Here is a 17,068-nt window from a genome sequence, read left to right on the forward strand (position 1 = left end):
TAGGTTAAACAAAGTTTAATTACAGAACACCTATTTGTTATATTTGCCATCTTAACAAGCTACCAATAATTTTATGGGTCTAGTCACCTCAAAAGAAGTTGCCCGCGCTATCAATGTCGATAAATTCGGTTTTGTAGGCACCTTTCTTGGGTGGTCATTAATGAAGGTTCTAAAAATCTCTACGGCAAATAAAATCTATGACCGCAACAAGCACCTAGGCGATCTTGAATTTCTCAATGCCCTACTAGACGAGTTTAAGATCAAATTTGAAATCCCAGAAGAAGACCTCAAGAGACTCCCAAAGAGCGGAGCATACGTTACTATTTCAAATCATCCGCTAGGTGGCATAGACGGCATACTATTGCTCAAACTTATGCTTGAGCAACGTCCAGACTTTAAAATCATAGCAAATTTCTTATTACATCGCATAGAGCCACTTAAGCCTTATGTGATGCCTGTAAATCCTTTTGAAAATAAAAAAGACGTAAAATCTAGTATTGCAGGTTTTAAGAGCGCCATCTCACACCTGCGAGACGGCCACCCTCTAGGTGTATTTCCTGCAGGAGAGGTATCTACCTATAAAGATGATAAGCTCATTATAGACAAGCCGTGGGAAGAAGCAGCAATGAAGCTTATTAAAAAAGCAGAGGTTCCAGTTGTCCCTATCTATTTTCACGCAAAAAATAGCAGGCTCTTTTATCAATTATCACGACTAAGCGACACACTACGTACCGCAAAGTTGCCTAGCGAACTGCTTACACAAAAGCATAGAGTCATAAAAGTACGTATAGGTAATCCTATTAAAGTTGCTGCACAAAAGGAGCACGAGACACTTACAGATTTTACAGAGTTCTTACGCAAGAAAACATATATGCTTGCAAACTCTTTTGAAAAAAACAGCTTACTTAAAGATATCCCACAAAAGCTCAAGGTTACAAAAGAACCAAAAGAGATTGTAACCGAAATAAGTAGCGATCTCATAGAAGATGAAATTTTACGCTTGCGCGAAAAAGACCGTCGTTTACTACAAAGTAAAAACTACGAAGTATACCTAGCACCTGCTCAAGAAATGCCTAACATCTTACGAGAGATAGGCCGCTTAAGAGAGATCACATTTAGAGCCATTGGGGAAGGAACAAATGAAGCCATAGACCTTGATAAATTTGACAGGTATTATTACCATATGTTTTTATGGGATAATAAAGAAAACACCCTTGCCGGAGCATACAGAATGGGGTTAGGATCAAAAATTTATAAGGAATATGGAATTGACGGTTTTTACCTTCAAGATCTTTTTCGTTTTGAACCAGAGCTTCACAAAATGATGAGCGAGAGCATAGAGATGGGTCGTGCTTTTATTACAAAAGAGTATCAACAAAAGCCTATGCCACTCTTTCTATTATGGAAAGGGATTGTACACACCACACTACGTTTTCCGGAGCACAAATATCTTATAGGAGGTGTAAGTATCTCAAACCAGTTTTCTAACTTCTCTAAGTCACTTATGATTGAGTTTATGAAGTCACACTACTACGACCCATATATCGCTCAATACATTCGTCCCAAAAAAGAATGGAAAGTGAACCTCAAAGACGCAGATAAAGAATTTGTTTTTGATGAAAGTAAGGCAGATCTCAATAAGTTTGATAAGCTTATAGAAGAGGTTGAGCCAGGTTCTTTACGTCTCCCTGTTCTTATTAAAAAGTATATAAAACAAAATGCAAAGGTTATAGCCTTTAACGTAGACCCGCTCTTTAACAATGCCATAGACGGCTTGATGTACATACGCATATCAGATCTTCCAGAAAGCACGGTAAAACCAGTTATGGAAGAGTTTCAAGCAGAGCTAGAAAAAAAGTACGGGCAACGCACCCCAGAAGAGGAGTAGGCCCGTACAAGAGTCTCTATCTATATTCTGGATTTTCAAAATTCCATCTTGTCCCATCATCCCAATCACCTCTAGAATTACCATAAGCAGGATATCCACCCTGATCCTTAAGCATTTTTGCAAGATGCAATAAGTTATACGTCATAAATGTGGTATTACGATTTGTAAAGTCATTATTCTTTGCACCACTTTCCTCATCATTATAGCTAGCACCTGGTCCTGCCTCACCTATCCATCCACAATCTGCTTGAGGAGGAATACTGTAACCTATATGTTGTAAAGCATAAAGTGTTCCCATAGCAACGTGCTTTATACCATCCTCATTACCTGTAATAATACAACCACCTACTTTACCGTAAAAATAGTATTGCCCTTTTTCATTACGGTTACCACTCTCTCCATACAAGCGCTCAATTAATTTTGTCGCTACAGAAGATTTTTCTCCCAGCCATATAGGGCTACCTATTACAAGAATATCTGCTTCTTCTATTTTTTTAAAAATAGCTGGCCATTCATCTTTATGCTCACCGTGTTCTGTCATATCGTGATAGACACCATAAGCAACGTCGTGATCTACAAAGCGTAGATGCTCCACCTCCACTCCTTCAGATTTCATAATATCCATTGATACATCCATAAGAGCTCGAGTATGGCTCATACGTGGTGTCTTTTTAAGAGTACAGTTAATGTACAAAGCTTTTAATGTTGAGAAGTCGTTTGTATTTTTCATATGGTAGGTTTTGTCGTATAAGTTACTCATTACTTACAAATCCATTGATAATGAGTTCTTAACCCTCATCAAAACACCATTCTAGAGAGTCTCCTATTCCCTTATCCTACCTAAAACAGCTCACTCCTTTTCTCAAGAAGCACATTGTCGTGCCATATACCATCTCTCATCGCTAACTTCTCACGTACACCCACTATTCTAAAACCACATTTTTGAAATAAGGCCATACTAGCCTCATTTTGAGCAAAAATTTTGGCTTGTAAAGTCCAGAATCCCGCTCGCTCACTTTCCTTTATTGCGGTCATAAGTAATGCTCGTCCTATCCCTTTGCCCCTGGCAATTTTAGAAATATATAAGGTAAGCTCTGCTACACCCTTATAAACTTCACGCGTAGAAAACGGGGTGAGTGCTACCCAACCTAGTATAACCTCTTCTTTAATTGCTACAAATCTACACTGCTCTAAAAACTTAGCATCCCAACTTATCCAGTCTGGGACTATTGTCTCAAAAGTTGCCATACCTGTATCTAACCCATCTTGATAAATCTGAGCGCAATGGGTATAATCTTGTTCTAACAAAGGTCTAATGGTCACCGCATAAAACTTTACAACATATCACATATCAATCTCTTATAAAGATGCTCTTAAAAACTGGTAGCTGCAATAACTCGTATTTTTTTGAGTAACCCAGCTGTATGCGCTTCTGTAGTAAAAGGATTCATAAACGTAGTGCGTAAGTAATACTCACCACGCAGCGTGGTAGCTACTATATAAAACTCTCCATCTTCTAGAAGAACTCTTCTTATACGCTTATTTACTTCATTTACATCCTCTTGATTAGAAGGTTTATATCTAAAGCAAACAATATTTGACACCGGCTCAAGAGCAATTTCAAAATCTTGCTGAGCAGCTATGAGATCGCTAAATTGCTGTGCAGCATCATAAAGTGTCGTTACAAAATCGTCAAAAAACTGCAGGCCGTATGCATTTATAATAACATAAAAGCGCACACTCATCATACTCTTTGTGCACTCAAAGGTTCTCTTTGCCATATTAAACCAGTCTGCATCGTCATTTTTCTCCCATAGGTATTGTGCTTTTTGCTCAAAGGTAGCATAGCTATCTGTGCTATTTTTAAAAATAACGGCTGTAGTGATGGCGCTAGTTCCCATCATTTTGTGACCATCTATAATTATAGAATCTGCGTTATGGGCTCCATTAAGAAGGTGTTTATACTTTTTAGAAAATATGGCCGCACCGCCGTGTGCAGCATCTATATGAAACCATATTTTTTTTGCTTTCGCGAAAGCGTAAACCTTCTCCAAATCATCATACACTCCCGTACTTGTACTTGGCGCACTGCCTACAATGGCAATTACCTCAAAACCATTTTTTATCGCCGAAGTATAATACGACTCTAAAGCATCTGTCTGTATCTGGTAATTATCGCCTGCTGGTACTTTTATGATTCCGTCACTTCCCAGTCCCATTATACGAGCGGCTCTATCTACACAATAATGTGCCTCTTCTGAAACCATAATGGCTAGTTTCTTACTGTGACCTTCATTCCACACATCATCTGTAGCCTTAGCCCTGCGTGCTGCAAGAAGCGCAGTGAGGTTTGCAAGGGTACCGCCAGAGGTGAGAAATCCATCTCCGTTTGTGTAGCCTATGGCCCTACAAAAGGTGTCTATAACGAGGCGTTCTATTGCCGTGGCAGCAGCTCCCATCTCATACACTGCCATCCCGTTATTAAGTTGTGCGCTCAATAATGTTGCAAGAGCAGACACTGGTACAGTGGGTGCAACTTGATGACCAATATATTTAGGGTGATGCGTGTGTATAGATCGCTCTAGTACTTCTTTAAAAAAGTCTGAAGTGCTATGTGATGTTGAGAGATATTGTTGCCAAAATGTGTACTCATCTTCTGGCTCAGTCCATCTAAGCACTTTATCTGAACCACCCGTTGTTGTAGTATGTAGATAGTTTGCTAGCAAACTAACAAGTTGCTCTCCTTCATTTTTAAAGAGCGCACTATCATAAGCTTTATGCAGTAGTGGTGTGCTCATTACTTATCTGCCATTTTTGATTTTGTAAGCTCAAAAAAGTCATTAAACAAGGTCTGTAGTTGCCCCCATTTACGTGCATCTATACTGTAGTATTGCGCCTTCCCTTTAAACTGACTTTTTAAAACTCCAGTTCTCTTTATAACCTGCAAGTGCTGAGAGGTTGTAGGTTGTGATAATCGTATCTTGTCTGATATATCTTGACACAAACAGCCATCACAATCTCCTATATATTCTATAATTGCCACTCTAGCAGGATTAGAAAGAATCTTTGCAACATCTGCAATTTGATTTGCTCTCATAGAGTGTATATGTCTCTTTGTAACTCCCATAATACATTTTATTTGAATATGTAATATCGCAATATTACATTAAAATAGAAAATAAAAAAAGCTCAGTCTTAAACTGAGCTTTTAAATTATACTAGAACCAAGGTTTTCTACCCGCTTGGTACGTGTTATAAAATTCTTCGTCAGATTTTGTGAGGTACATTATACCTTCTATCACCCCTACTGCCCATACCACTAGACTAGGTATACCGCATAAAAACCAGCCTACAATGTTTACTGCAAGCATTATAATACCCTCTTTTTGATATCCTAAAATAAACTTATGAATACCGAAGCCTCCTAGAACAATGGCAAGTATCCCAGCAAGTACTTTTTTATTTTCTGTACTTCCTGTCATTTTATTCCACTCTTCTTTTACATTGCCAGCGGCTTCTTTTGCACTATCGCCAAATTCTTTTGCAGTCTCCTTAGCATCTTCTGCAAAGTCATTTACGGCGTCTTTTGCATCGTCTGCCATACGTTTGCCATCATTTTCGGGCTTGTCGCCTGGTATTTTGTTGTCTTCTGTACTCATATTATTGGTTGTTAGTTTGTTGCCCTTAAAACTACAAAAAAGATGTACGTGATTATCGTGCTAATTATCTTTTTCAAAAACACTATCTATAGGCTCCCAGAGTTCGATTTTATTTCCTTCTGGATCTAGTATCCAGCCAAATTTACCATAGCTATACTCCTCTACCTCTCCTACTATAGTAACACCTTCCTCCTTAAGTACTTTAAGTAACTCTATGAGATTCTCTACCCTAAAATTAAACATAAACTGTTTCTTGCTGGGAGAAAAGTATTCTGTATCCGCATTCATAGGGCTCCATTGGGTAGAGCACTTATTACCATTTTCATCACGCCACCAGAATGTCCAGCCGTATTGATCTGTAGGAATGCCTAGGTGATTTTTATACCACTCCTTTTGTGCATCTGGATCTTCACTTTTGAAAAACATCCCTCCTATGCCTGTTACTCTTTTCATAATTAAAGTATTATCGTATGGTGAACTATTTTTTCTTTAAAATCACAGCAGCAAGTAAGCTCACCACAAAACCAAGTATAAACGTCATTACAAACATCATAAGTCCGGCTATAAAAGACATCTCTGTACCGCTATAATCCTCATACATCTCTCGCTGGCGAGCAAGTTGATCTATCGCAGCTTGATTATTAGACTGCTCTGCTAGATCTCTAGCATAATCATTGTATTCAAGAAAAAAAGATGGATTTACAAATAAGGTATACACTATATCTGCAAGTGCTACACCTAAACCGCCCAAAGCAGCAATAATAATTCCTGTTTTTAAAGCGCTACCAAAAGAGATTTTACCCGCATTAACCGTGTCACGCTGGTAAGCCACCCCAAAGTACACCATCGCTGCCGTCATACCCATAACTCCCCAACCTACGAGTTCTTGCGTACCGTAATCTAAGCTCTTACCTAAATACAGTGCGATCGTAAATCCTAGGAGACCTAAAAAGAATGCAATCGCACCAAATTTCTTTATCACTAAACTCATATACTTATCTTTTAAAACATCAATTTAAGAAAAACGCTGCAGTATCTTATCTACTATGGTTTGCGCTAGCTTTATTTTACTCTCAACCGTCCACCCTGCAATGTGTGGCGTGAGGAGTACATTATCTTGCTCTATAAGATATTGTAAGGGTTCTGGAAGGTTTGAATTTCCGTCTGTGGTAAATAAATTCTCAAAAGATAACTTTTCATACTCAAGTACATCCAGTCCAGCTCCTAGTACTTTTTTTGCTTTCATAGCTGCTACAAGATCCCTTGTCACAACAGATTTCCCTCTTGCGGTATTTATGAGATAAAATGGTTTTGTAAAAGCATTTATAAAAGCAGCATCTACCATTTTATCTGTTTGTGGAGTCCAAGGCGTGTGTAAACTCACAACATCAACCTCTTTTTGAAATTGGCTCAGTGACACCTGCTTAGCATTACTATCACCCACCTTTTCTTTTATATCATAACAAAGCACTTTACAGTCAAAACCTTGCAGTTTTCTAGCAAAGGCTTTCCCCATATTACCATAGCCTATGATCCCCACGGTTTTTCCTTCTAGCTCAACACCCCGATTAGGCTCCCGGTTCCAGTGACCTGCTTTTACTTGGGCATCTGCTCTATTTAAATTATTAAAAAGACTAAGCAGCATTCCTAGTGATTGCTCGCCTACGGCATTACGGTTACCCTCTGGCGCACTGATGAGATAAATGCCCTTACTCTCAGCATAAGGAATATCGATACTCTCTAGGCCTGCGCCTACGCGAGCAATAAACTTAAGGTGAGGAGCAGCGTCTATAAACTGCTTATCTATTTTAAAACGACTGCGTATTACAATACCCTCATAATCTGCTATGATAGCCTCTGTCTCTTCTTTTGAGATAGTAACATTTTCAACATTAGTATGACCTGCTTCTTCAAGTTGCTTTACCAGTAGCGGGTGATTATTATCTAGATGGAGTATTTTCATTACTTAGTTTTATTTTTTCTCACGGGAATCCAACCTAAAAAGAGACCTAATCCTATTGCCATCATTGCACCAGTTACAAAACCTATGCCTCCAGATGTGTCATCAAATGCGTATAATAATATCCCCGCGATGGCCATAACAATAATTCCTACTATCTTGTTCTTATTCATATTTCTCTTTTAAATTTTAGGATAATCTGTTTGAGTTTTGGCGTTTGTTACTTCTCCCGTGTGAGCCGTACTTAATTTTTCAAAAAGCAGTAGGTGTACCTCTTCTCCATTTTTGGTAGTTGGGCAATGTTCTACGCCTTTAGGTACAACTATGATTTCACCTTGATGTACCGTTTCAGACCACTCTTTTTCTCGGTTTCCGCTTTCGCGAAAGCGCATTTCTAACACCCCTTTTTGCACAAAAAACAACTCATCTTCATCCTTATGACTGTGCCATACAAACTCACCCGAAACCTTTGCTAGAAGTACTTGCATATCATCTACCGTAGCAATCTGGTGTGGATGCCATTGCTTATCAAATTTGCCTAATTTCTCGTGGATATTAATGGGTTTCATATGCATTTCCTATGATATAAAGATACACATAAGGACCTCTTTATACTACGCAAATAATTGGGATACCTCCACCGGTACTCGCATAGGTCGTCCTTGGGGCATTTTGAGCAAGCACCAGTTTGTAACTGCACTCACCAGTACTTTTTCTTCTCCCTTGCGTTTTATGGTGGTGTTTCTCTGCGAGGTTGCACCAGAGATTTGAACCACCGTAGTTGTTACGACAACCTCGTCATCTTTAAATGCCTGGCCGTGATACTTTATATGGTGATCCATCACCACCCAAGCCATTTTATTGATGCCTAGTCGCTCTTCGGCTGGGTCTTCGTCTTTAAAATAGTCTCTCGTTACGTGGTTCCAATGTTTTGATGCAGCAATTTGCACCCAGTCTAAGTACACGACATTGTTTACGTGATTGAGCACATCTATAGCAGATGCTGGTACGGTGAGGTGATATTCATAGCTTTTCTGGCTCAAATACCTAGTATAAGTTTTGCGATATAGAGGTAAATAAGTATCCCAAATATATCATTACTTGTAGTAATAAACGGCCCAGTTGCAATGGCAGGATCAATCCCTCTTTTATGCAAAAACAACGGAATAAACGTACCTATAATCCCGGCAACAATGATTACAACAAATAGCGAAATTGATATAGACGTCGCATAGTCTACCGCACTTTCTGATATCCATACGTAAAAGAACAATACAATGGCCAGCGCAGCACCGTTAAGCATTGCGAGCAGCATTTCCTTAATTAATCTGTTACCTATGCTTCCTTTTACATCATCATTTGCAAGACCTTGTACAATAATCGCACTAGATTGTACCCCTACATTTCCAGCCATTGCAGCAATAAGCGGTGTAAATAGTAAAAGAATAACGTGATCATTTAACACCTCTTCAAAACCGCCCATAATAGCCGCAGCTCCTACACCACCTAGTAATCCTAAAAATAGCCAAGGCAACCTCGCACGAGTGAGTTGTAGTATGCTATCATCTGCCTCTACATCTTGAGAGATACCTGCTGCCATCTGGTAATCTTTTTCGGCCTCTTCTTTTATAAAATCTACAATATCATCTATTGTAATGCGTCCTTGCAGCACACCATTATCATCTACAACGGGTATAGCCTCTAGGTCATACTTTTGCATCACCTTTGCAACATCTTCTGCTGGGTCATTTACATTTACAGAGTCTACTTTAGGTATATAGATTTCAGATATTTTTGTTCTCGTATCTGAGGTAAGAAGGTCTTTGAGCGATAGTCTCCCTATGAGTTCATTCTCTTTTGTAACCACGTAGATAGAGTGCACTCGAGTCACCTCTTCTGCCTGGCGACGCATCTCACGCACACACCCTGCCACTGTCCAGGTTTCTTTTACCTTAATAAGCTCCTTTGCCATAAGACCACCAGCACTATTCTCATCATATTGCAGCATCTCACGTATGTCTGCCTTATGCTCTTCGTCTTCTATCTGGTTTATAACTGCTAGCTGTATATCATCATCTAGCTCACCTATCATATCTACCGCATCATCGGTATCCATTTCTTCTACCTCATCTGCAATTTCGGCAGGAGTTAGGTTTTCTAGAAGTTTTTCTCGCACATCTTCATCTAGCTCCATAAGAGCCTCAGAAGTTTGCTCACTATCTAAGAGAAGTACTAGGTAGGCAGCCTCATCTGCATCTACCTCATCAAGGATCTCTGCAATATCTGCGTGGTGAAGATCTGTAAGCAATTCTTTGAGGGCTACCTCATCTTGAACAGCTACGTGTGCTTGTATCTGGTCTATGAGATTGCTTGTGAGTTGAAATTGCATAGGTTTGTTTTTACTAGTAGTACAAATATAGGAAAACCCCTTGCGCAGAGTAATTACAATGCCTAGAGATTTTACTGCTCTTGTATATCTTTTGTGATTGCTGCTGTAAGTTCTATAAAGCCTTGTACAGAGATTTGCTCTGGGCGTTTATTAAGAATTTCGCTTTCGCGAAAGCGGTCACTTAACCCCATACCCTTAAGACTGTTTCTCAACGTCTTTCGGCGCTGCTGAAATGCCATTTTTACGACCTTAAATAACATCTCTTCTGTGCAACCTATGTCTTTAAAGTTTTCTTTTCGCTTTAAGCGTAAAACTCCACTATCTACTTTAGGTGGCGGAATAAAAACGGTAGGAGGTACTGTAAATAAGTATTCTGCATCATAAAATGCTTGTGCCAGTACAGATAAAATGCCGTAGGTCTTGCTCCCGTGATCTGCACAAATGCGTGCGGCAACTTCTTTTTGAAACATTCCCGTAAACTCTGGGATGCGCTCTTTATGCTCAATAGTTTTAAAAACTATTTGCGTACTAATGTTATATGGAAAGTTTCCCGTAATTGCTAGTGGCTCTCCAGGGTAAATAGTGTCTAGGTCGTACTTTAAAAAATCGGCTTCTAGTACGGTAAACTTCTCATCATTGAGCTTATGCTCTAGCGTAAACGAACTTCTTAAATACTCAATAGACTCGGTATCTAGATCCATCACCGTGAGTTGTGCTGGTTTTGCTAGAATATACTTGGTGAGTACTCCCGTACCAGGTCCTATCTCTAAGATGTGTTTATACCCTTCTAATGTGAGCGTGTCCCCAATATCTCTTGCCACAGACTCGTCACCTAAGAAGTGTTGCCCCAAGTGCTTTTTTGCCTTCACCCCTTGATCGCGATGACCACGGTTTGCGTGCGGCTTTTCAAATTTTCTCTTCTTTTGTTGTTTTGACATCGTAGTGGAGCTAGTGAGTAGGTGTTACTTGTATTTCCTTGCCTGAAAACTAGTGCTGCGAGATTACCTCGAGCTCTGTTCTAAAAGCGACAAATTTACCCGCAAACTTGTTAATAGACGCTTGCATTCTTTCTTGATCTTCTGCATAGTAGGCATCAAGGTGCTGCTGGCTCGGGCAACCATATTGTACAGAGTATGTGACTCCGCCCATTTCCTCTTCGGCGCGTACTTTTGTCATAAGTGCTTTTTCAAACTTTCCGGTTGCAATCACTTCTGGTATGTGTACTTCTTGCATCCAGGTAAGCCATTCTTTCTCAACAGACTCTTCTATGTTTATGGTAACGTTGTATATAAGCATTAGTTCTTTTTATATTTTTCTAAAAATTCTTGAATTACATTATCAAGATCCTCTTGTTTTTTAATTCGTTCTCTTAAAGCGTATCCATATGAAGCTAGAATATTCTTAAATTTCTGAGTCTCATAAGGAGCTGGGTTTTCCAGTGTATCCGAAGTCATATTTGAATAATCTATCAGATAAGGATAATAATACTCTGTCATTGTACTCCGGCTCTGTTCATCTACTCCCTCTGCCCAGCCATAATATTCATAAATACCTACAATATCATTTTGAAGTACTGGATTTTCTATAAATCTAACGTCGCCAGTAGCCATAAGTGTATTGTAAGCATTCTTTTTAATATAAAGATAATCTGCCGCAAGTAACTTAAAACTTAGCCAGTACTCACCTTTAAGGCGTTGTTTATCATTTACAACTACAGCTAGAGTATCTACTAGCGCTAGCATAGCATTAGAAGACTTTAAACTCCTCTTTACGTTATTCTGATTGTAAACAGTTTCATCAATTATACTCTCAATGTGTCTATCAACAAGCTCCCCCTCTTTCTTTGCTTGAGAACACGTATTGAGCTGAAAAGCAAGCAAAATACCAATGACAACCACAATAAATTCCAGAAAATGGTTGAGCCAGTCTATTTTTTTCTTCTTTGCCATGTCAATTTATTGCATCTCCTCTCAAATTCCTAAATCGCTTCTGTGCCTCTACATAATAGATACTGTCTGCAAGGTCAAAAATGATGCGCTCATAATTATTTTTTGCCTTTTCTGGCTCATTGAGCGGTCCTTCGTATAATCTTGCTAGACGATAATAAGCATCATCTGCCAGTACGCCATCGCTATAATATTCTATGATTGTGAGGTAGTTTTTTTCGGCTTTTTTGAAATCTTTCTTAGCTTCAAGAAGTTTTGCTTGAGATAGTAGTGCCTCGTCTTCTATCTTTTCTCCCTTATGAACCTCTAGTATATCATCATATAGCGTGATAGCCTCTTCGGTCTTGTTTTGATATGCACGCAGGCTTGCCGTAGCATACTTTTTGAGCGCCGTTTGCAAGCTATCATCCATAGAGTTATCTCGTATTACGAGTAGCAACTCTAGGGCATCATTTGCAATGAGTTGTGTGGCTCCCGCTTTAAGCACATTGAGCTGCGCCTCTGCCCAGTCAAAATCTGCTTTATAGTAACTCGTCTGTGCCACTTTAAATCGTGCCTCTTGTGAGATGACATTGTTTTTAATCTTGTTCTGGATCTGTGAGTAATAGATAAGTGCCTGGTTAAACTTCTCTTTGAGCACGAGTACATCTGCAAGCTCCATCTTGAGTCGCGCTTCATCAAATCTTCTTAACGGTGACTTAAGTGATTTTTTGAGATACGTAATCGCGGCATCTGGCTGCTCCATATTAAAAGCTAAATAATGCGCATAATCTATCTGTAGCGGTATGGTAAATGGTGTTTGACCATACTCATCAAGAATTGCTTCATACCTGTTTTTTATAGCTTCTTGCGCATCTGCAGTGCTAGCACTAGCGATGTCTATCTTTATAAGTTTTTGTTCGGCTTCTAGCTTTACATCTTCATTTGCGATGTTTTCTTTTAAAAACAGTAAAATCTCTCTAGCATCTTCTAGCTCGCCTTCTTCTATCGCAATATCTGCAAGATTTTCTAAACCTTCGTACCTACCGTCTGTTCGGCGGTAAATAGCTTTTTCTTGAGCAAAGGCTTTGTTATACTGCTTTTGCTGGATAAATAGCCAACTAAGCAAATCATTATAAAGTACGTTTTGCTCAGACTGTAATCGCTTGAGTAGTGTTTTTCTAAAAATGATATTTGCATCATTAAGCGGGTCATCATTTATATAAATTGAGAAATTGCGTTGTGCCACCTGCACATACTTCCCGCTTCTATTTATAAGGTTGAGATAGGCATCAAACATCTTTTGCACTTCGCCTAGCTCCCCATATAGTTTTGCTAGCTGTATATTAAAATTTGAATTAGGGTTACTCTCCATACCCACCTCATAAGTACGCACGGCTTCTTCTAGCAAGCTATGCTGTTGCAAGGTGCGAGCGGCGCGATAAGGATTCATTGTACCCTGTGCCACACCTTCAATTACCTGATCATAATAACTTCTGGCTATAGAGTCTTGCGCTTGTAACTGGTGGTTATAACCTAACTCTACAAGTAAAAACCCTTTATCTCTCGTGGTTTTAAGATTTTGACTTATCACCTCTTCGGCTTTATTATACTGCTCTAGTTGCTGGTAACTTTTTATGAGGCCAGCGAGTAGCACACTGTTTCCGCGTTGTTTTACTAGGGCTTTTTTGTAAGAGATAATGGCTTTTTGATACTCGCCTTGGTCTGCATAATTGCGCGCTAGCTGTTCTGATTGCGCTTTCGCGAAAGCGGAAACCAGCAACAACATAACAACTTGTAGTAACAAACTCTTCTTCATAGCCTAAAGATAACGAAAAACGTGCCATAGCATTGCTGCAGCACGTTTCTATATTATAATAGTGTTCCATTACAAAGGCTACACTCCTTCTCATTAAAGAAATGGCTTTGCGTGGGAAGTGATTTTTTTTAATCTATCATATCAAAACCACAGTACGGCACAAGTGCCTTAGGGATTTTTATCCCTTCTGGAGTTTGGCAATTTTCTAAAATCCCTGCGAGTACACGTGGTAATGCAAGGGCACTACCGTTAAGTGTGTGTGCAAGCTTGTTTTGTCCATCTTGGTCTTTAAAACGAAGTTTTAAACGATTTGCCTGAAAGGTCAAAAAGTTAGACACAGAGCTTATCTCTAGCCAGCGATCTTGTGCTGTACTAAAGAGTTCAAAATCATACGTAAGGTGACTGGTAAACCCAAGATCACCACCACAAAGACGCAAGATTCTGTATGGCAATTCTAGTTCTTGCAAAATTGTCTTTACGTGATCTACCATCCCGTCTAGCGCAGCAGCACTCTTATCTGGGTGCTCGATACGCACAATCTCTACTTTATCAAACTGGTGCAACCTGTTAAGCCCACGTACGTGCGCTCCATAAGATCCTGCCTCTCTTCTAAAACAAGGTGTGTACCCAGTACAAGTAATAGGTAACTCACTATGACTGCGCAAATCACCACGGAACATATTAGTCACCGGCACCTCTGCCGTAGGGATTAAATATAAGTCGTCTTCTGTCACGTGATACATTTGCCCTTCCTTATCTGGAAGTTGCCCTGTACCAAAACCAGAAGCCTCATTTACAAGGTGTGGCACCTGGTACTCTGTGTAGCCTGCGGCTGTATTTTTATCTAAAAAATAAGAGATAAGCGCGCGCTGTAAGCGAGCTCCCTTACCCTTATATACCGGAAAACCTGCTCCCGTAATTTTTGTACCTAGCTCAAAGTCTATAATGTCATACTTTTTTGCAAGCTCCCAGTGTGGTAGCGCCGCATCGTGTAGTACTGGGATGTCTCCTTCTCTAAAGATCTCCTCATTATCCTCATCACTATTACCTTCTGGTACGCTATCGTGAGGCACGTTAGGTAGTTGATATAGTAAATTTTGAAGCTCTTCTGTAGCCGCATTAAGCTGCTCCTGTAGTGTTTTAGACTGCTCTTTGAGACCGGCTGTTTTCTCCTTTAAGAGATTTGCCTTTTGAGCTTCTCCGCTCTTAAAAAGCATCCCAATTTCCTTAGAAAACTTATTACTATCTGCAAGTACTTCATCTAACTGTGACTGGGAATTACGACGTAACTCATCTGCAGCAATTACTTGATCTAGCAAGGTTGCGGCGTCTATGTTCCTTTTAGATAACGCTTTCGCGAAAGCTTCTTTGTTTTCTCTAATGTGTGCTACTTCTAGCATAGTAAATGGGTTTTAAAAACGAAAGGGTAAATTTAAGGAAATGCCTGCAAGTAAAAGGAAAGCCACCACCTAGTTTTTACAAGCTGCTAGAGAAATTTTAAAAAATATCGCCCGTTTTACGGAAATCCGTAAAATTGTAGCCGCGAGTGGTTGTAATTTTGCAGTCATTCATCAATCAAAAAACCGAGCAGTACTTTTTACTCCTCATATTTTAGGTGGGTTTATAGTGACTCACTTCTACAAACGAGTCTTGTGAATATACTAAGGACCTTAACTTATCTTTTATTACTTATAATACTGTCATCTTGCCAAGTAGAAAGAAAAGCAGAAGATAAAAACGCGCTCAAGATTTTTGAAAAGGTCATTAAAGATTATCAGGCAAATTATAAAGACACCCCATTAGTTTACTCAACAGAGAGAAAATTCAAAAAAGTTTGTTTGGGCGAATACAAAGGAAACTTAGAGAAGTTCCGTAAATCCGATAGTCTTTGCAAAGAAGTGCTTACAAAATACAAAGACTCTAGCAGTGCTGTTCCTTGTGTTCTAAGAAACAATTATATTAAGTATAATGACATTCTTACTAATAAAGATTTAGAATTTTTTGCGTCTGATAAAGTGGTTGCAACTCCATTAAATTCTGAAATAAAGGCTATGTTAGAATCAGATCTTTTACTCGATTATGATGCAGAAAATATAGAGGCTAAGGTTTATAGACTGATTACAGGAGTATATAGAAATCCATCTAAGCAAATAGCATTTGTACAGTGGTCTGATTACAACTCAAATCTATCTGGAATTACGAGCCAATGCGCGTTATATGTGTACAAAGATAACGACTGGTTTAAAATAGGAAATCTCAATTATGGATATTGGTAAACACCTCTCATATATCATTGCATTTGCTTGCTTAGCATTAAGCTGTAAAGCACAAATTACGCCCTTGTGGCAGGCAGATCCAGATGCTCCTGACGGTTCATATTTTAAAGACCTAGATAATGATTTAGATAATTTTGAAGGAGTGTGGGAATGGACTGATGGCACCAAAACACTAACCATTAGACTACTAAAAAAAGAGAATATTACAAATTCTTTTGAAACGACTAGCGAAGATTTAATCGTAGGAGAATATAAATATGTTGAAGATGGTCAAACTATAATGGATTACCTCCCTTTACTTGACGATCCAACAATTATCGGACATAAGCATTATGTATCAGGTAATTTATTAATGGCAAATTACCACAGACCACCTTGCGGTAATTGCCAGCCGGATGATAGAAGATTGATGCTTTTCTGGATTGATCCAGAAAAACGTAATCTTAGAAGTTCATCTGTATTAAGACGTTTTCAAGAAAATGGGGTTGAAAAATTAGAAATGCGGCATTATCTTACCTATGGCGAGGGGAGTGACCAAGATTTAATTCCTAGAATACCGTATCAAACCTACATTATGACGTTGCAATAACAAATGTGTTTTCAAGACAGATAAATGAAAAATTTTTTAATCATAATACTGGCTTCAATAACTTCTACGCTAACAGCTCAAGAAATATTCCCATTAGGAACTAGTGTTCTTGATTGGCCTGATAACAATTACTACGTAAAGGATATAAATAATGATCTAACTCAACTTGAAGGAGAATGGTTATATACAGACGGCTCAAGCTCATTTGAAGTAACTTTTGAGAAATTTGAAATGGTATCTCATCCAATTAAGAGTAACACATTTTATGATGCCCTAAATGGCAAATATAAGTACATTAATAATGGCGTTATAATTTCTGAAAGAACAACAATTACCGCTGGTATGGATAATGACTTTAGCCTGTATTATGAAAGTCCAACCGCTTATGGATTAGTTATTAAAGATGCGGCAAGTAATAGAGTGAGAATAGGTAAATTTATACTAACATCCCCTACAGAAGCAGAGGTATCTTTTTATACTAGTGAAGGTGTTAAAATTTATACAAACTACACAGGTGAGTGGTCATTACCAACAGAGATGACATTGACTAAGCAGTAAGAAAT

At 38.9% G+C, this 17,068-nt stretch carries 23 protein-coding genes; 5 read left to right on the forward strand and 18 right to left on the reverse strand.

The genetic code is table 11. The annotated features are described in order from the left end of the window. Window positions 1-73 precede the first annotated feature (73 nt). Window positions 74-1,888: a lysophospholipid acyltransferase family protein gene (locus tag Q0948_RS04785; RefSeq protein ID WP_298349300.1), complete on the forward strand. Its 1,815-nt coding sequence runs from the start codon at window positions 74-76 to the stop codon at window positions 1,886-1,888. Between the two features lie 16 nt (window positions 1,889-1,904). On the opposite strand, the gene Q0948_RS04790 is transcribed toward Q0948_RS04785, so the two are convergent. The 16 genes from Q0948_RS04790 to Q0948_RS04865 form a co-directional block, all read right to left on the reverse strand. Then, complete coding sequence (locus Q0948_RS04790) at window positions 1,905-2,618, reverse strand: flavodoxin family protein (protein ID WP_298349303.1); 714 nt, start codon at window positions 2,616-2,618, stop codon at window positions 1,905-1,907. Between the two features lie 110 nt (window positions 2,619-2,728). Beyond that, window positions 2,729-3,196 carry a GNAT family N-acetyltransferase gene (locus Q0948_RS04795; RefSeq protein WP_298491290.1) on the reverse strand — a complete coding sequence of 156 codons (468 nt, stop codon included), beginning with the start codon at window positions 3,194-3,196 and terminating at the stop codon, window positions 2,729-2,731. Window positions 3,197-3,261: 65 nt separating this feature from the next. Continuing rightward, entirely contained in the window at window positions 3,262-4,686 is a 1,425-nt protein-coding gene (locus Q0948_RS04800; RefSeq protein WP_298349309.1) for an aminotransferase class I/II-fold pyridoxal phosphate-dependent enzyme, read from the reverse strand. After that, window positions 4,686-5,015: a metalloregulator ArsR/SmtB family transcription factor gene (locus Q0948_RS04805; protein ID WP_035325968.1), complete on the reverse strand. Its 330-nt coding sequence runs from the start codon at window positions 5,013-5,015 to the stop codon at window positions 4,686-4,688. The genes Q0948_RS04800 and Q0948_RS04805 overlap by 1 nt, the downstream gene beginning before the upstream one ends. Window positions 5,016-5,106: 91 nt before the next feature. Next, window positions 5,107-5,490 (reverse strand): TM2 domain-containing protein, encoded by a 384-nt coding sequence (locus tag Q0948_RS04810; protein ID WP_298350206.1) that lies wholly within the window; start codon window positions 5,488-5,490, stop codon window positions 5,107-5,109. 117 nt (window positions 5,491-5,607) lie between these two features. After that, complete coding sequence (locus Q0948_RS04815) at window positions 5,608-6,003, reverse strand: VOC family protein (protein WP_298350208.1); 396 nt, start codon at window positions 6,001-6,003, stop codon at window positions 5,608-5,610. 22 nt (window positions 6,004-6,025) lie between these two features. Then, entirely contained in the window at window positions 6,026-6,538 is a 513-nt protein-coding gene (locus Q0948_RS04820; protein ID WP_298349313.1) for a DUF4199 domain-containing protein, read from the reverse strand. Window positions 6,539-6,562: 24 nt separating this feature from the next. Further along, a complete protein-coding gene (locus tag Q0948_RS04825; protein ID WP_298349316.1) occupies window positions 6,563-7,510 on the reverse strand; it encodes a 2-hydroxyacid dehydrogenase in 948 nt (315 codons plus the stop codon). Then, window positions 7,510-7,680 carry a hypothetical protein gene (locus Q0948_RS04830; RefSeq protein ID WP_298349319.1) on the reverse strand — a complete coding sequence of 57 codons (171 nt, stop codon included), beginning with the start codon at window positions 7,678-7,680 and terminating at the stop codon, window positions 7,510-7,512. The genes Q0948_RS04825 and Q0948_RS04830 overlap by 1 nt, the downstream gene beginning before the upstream one ends. Before the next feature lie 9 nt (window positions 7,681-7,689). Next, window positions 7,690-8,076, reverse strand: coding sequence for a cupin domain-containing protein (locus tag Q0948_RS04835; RefSeq protein WP_298349321.1), 387 nt, complete (start codon window positions 8,074-8,076; stop codon window positions 7,690-7,692). A gap of 45 nt (window positions 8,077-8,121) precedes the next feature. After that, complete coding sequence (locus Q0948_RS04840) at window positions 8,122-8,550, reverse strand: thioesterase family protein (protein ID WP_298349323.1); 429 nt, start codon at window positions 8,548-8,550, stop codon at window positions 8,122-8,124. Then, on the reverse strand, window positions 8,547-9,896 hold the full coding sequence (mgtE, locus tag Q0948_RS04845; protein ID WP_298349325.1) for a magnesium transporter: 1,350 nt from the start codon (window positions 9,894-9,896) through the stop codon (window positions 8,547-8,549). The genes Q0948_RS04840 and mgtE overlap by 4 nt, the downstream gene beginning before the upstream one ends. Before the next feature lie 71 nt (window positions 9,897-9,967). Beyond that, entirely contained in the window at window positions 9,968-10,834 is an 867-nt protein-coding gene (gene rsmA / locus Q0948_RS04850) for a 16S rRNA (adenine(1518)-N(6)/adenine(1519)-N(6))-dimethyltransferase RsmA (protein ID WP_298349329.1), read from the reverse strand. 49 nt (window positions 10,835-10,883) lie between these two features. Continuing rightward, complete coding sequence (locus Q0948_RS04855; RefSeq protein WP_298349332.1) at window positions 10,884-11,192, reverse strand: DUF4286 family protein; 309 nt, start codon at window positions 11,190-11,192, stop codon at window positions 10,884-10,886. After that, window positions 11,192-11,845, reverse strand: a complete 654-nt coding sequence (locus tag Q0948_RS04860; RefSeq protein WP_298349335.1) for a hypothetical protein — start codon at window positions 11,843-11,845, stop codon at window positions 11,192-11,194. Before Q0948_RS04860 ends, Q0948_RS04855 begins: the two co-directional genes overlap by 1 nt. Window position 11,846: 1 nt before the next feature. Continuing rightward, window positions 11,847-13,274, reverse strand: coding sequence for a tetratricopeptide repeat protein (locus Q0948_RS04865; protein ID WP_366941186.1), 1,428 nt, complete (start codon window positions 13,272-13,274; stop codon window positions 11,847-11,849). Here Q0948_RS04865 and Q0948_RS14920 point away from each other — a divergent pair. Then, window positions 13,236-13,343, forward strand: coding sequence for a hypothetical protein (locus Q0948_RS14920; RefSeq protein ID WP_363317805.1), 108 nt, complete (start codon window positions 13,236-13,238; stop codon window positions 13,341-13,343). The genes Q0948_RS04865 and Q0948_RS14920 overlap by 39 nt on opposite strands. Window positions 13,344-13,428: 85 nt before the next feature. Here Q0948_RS14920 and Q0948_RS14925 read toward each other — a convergent pair whose 3' ends face one another. After that, window positions 13,429-13,734 carry a hypothetical protein gene (locus Q0948_RS14925; protein ID WP_363317804.1) on the reverse strand — a complete coding sequence of 102 codons (306 nt, stop codon included), beginning with the start codon at window positions 13,732-13,734 and terminating at the stop codon, window positions 13,429-13,431. Between the two features lie 34 nt (window positions 13,735-13,768). Then, on the reverse strand, window positions 13,769-15,040 hold the full coding sequence (serS, locus tag Q0948_RS04870; protein WP_298349340.1) for a serine--tRNA ligase: 1,272 nt from the start codon (window positions 15,038-15,040) through the stop codon (window positions 13,769-13,771). Between the two features lie 252 nt (window positions 15,041-15,292). Between serS and Q0948_RS04875 the strand changes: the two genes are divergently transcribed. The 3 genes from Q0948_RS04875 to Q0948_RS04885 are packed head-to-tail and all read left to right on the forward strand — an operon-like array spanning window position 15,293 to window position 17,063. After that, window positions 15,293-15,916, forward strand: a complete 624-nt coding sequence (locus Q0948_RS04875; RefSeq protein ID WP_298349342.1) for a hypothetical protein — start codon at window positions 15,293-15,295, stop codon at window positions 15,914-15,916. After that, window positions 15,903-16,505, forward strand: a complete 603-nt coding sequence (locus tag Q0948_RS04880; RefSeq protein ID WP_298349344.1) for a DUF6705 family protein — start codon at window positions 15,903-15,905, stop codon at window positions 16,503-16,505. Before Q0948_RS04875 ends, Q0948_RS04880 begins: the two co-directional genes overlap by 14 nt. Before the next feature lie 24 nt (window positions 16,506-16,529). Continuing rightward, entirely contained in the window at window positions 16,530-17,063 is a 534-nt protein-coding gene (locus Q0948_RS04885) for a DUF6705 family protein (protein ID WP_298349346.1), read from the forward strand. Window positions 17,064-17,068 lie beyond the last annotated feature (5 nt).

The sequence above is a fragment of the uncultured Dokdonia sp. genome, assembly GCF_947496725.1.
Lineage (GTDB): Bacteria > Bacteroidota > Bacteroidia > Flavobacteriales > Flavobacteriaceae > Dokdonia.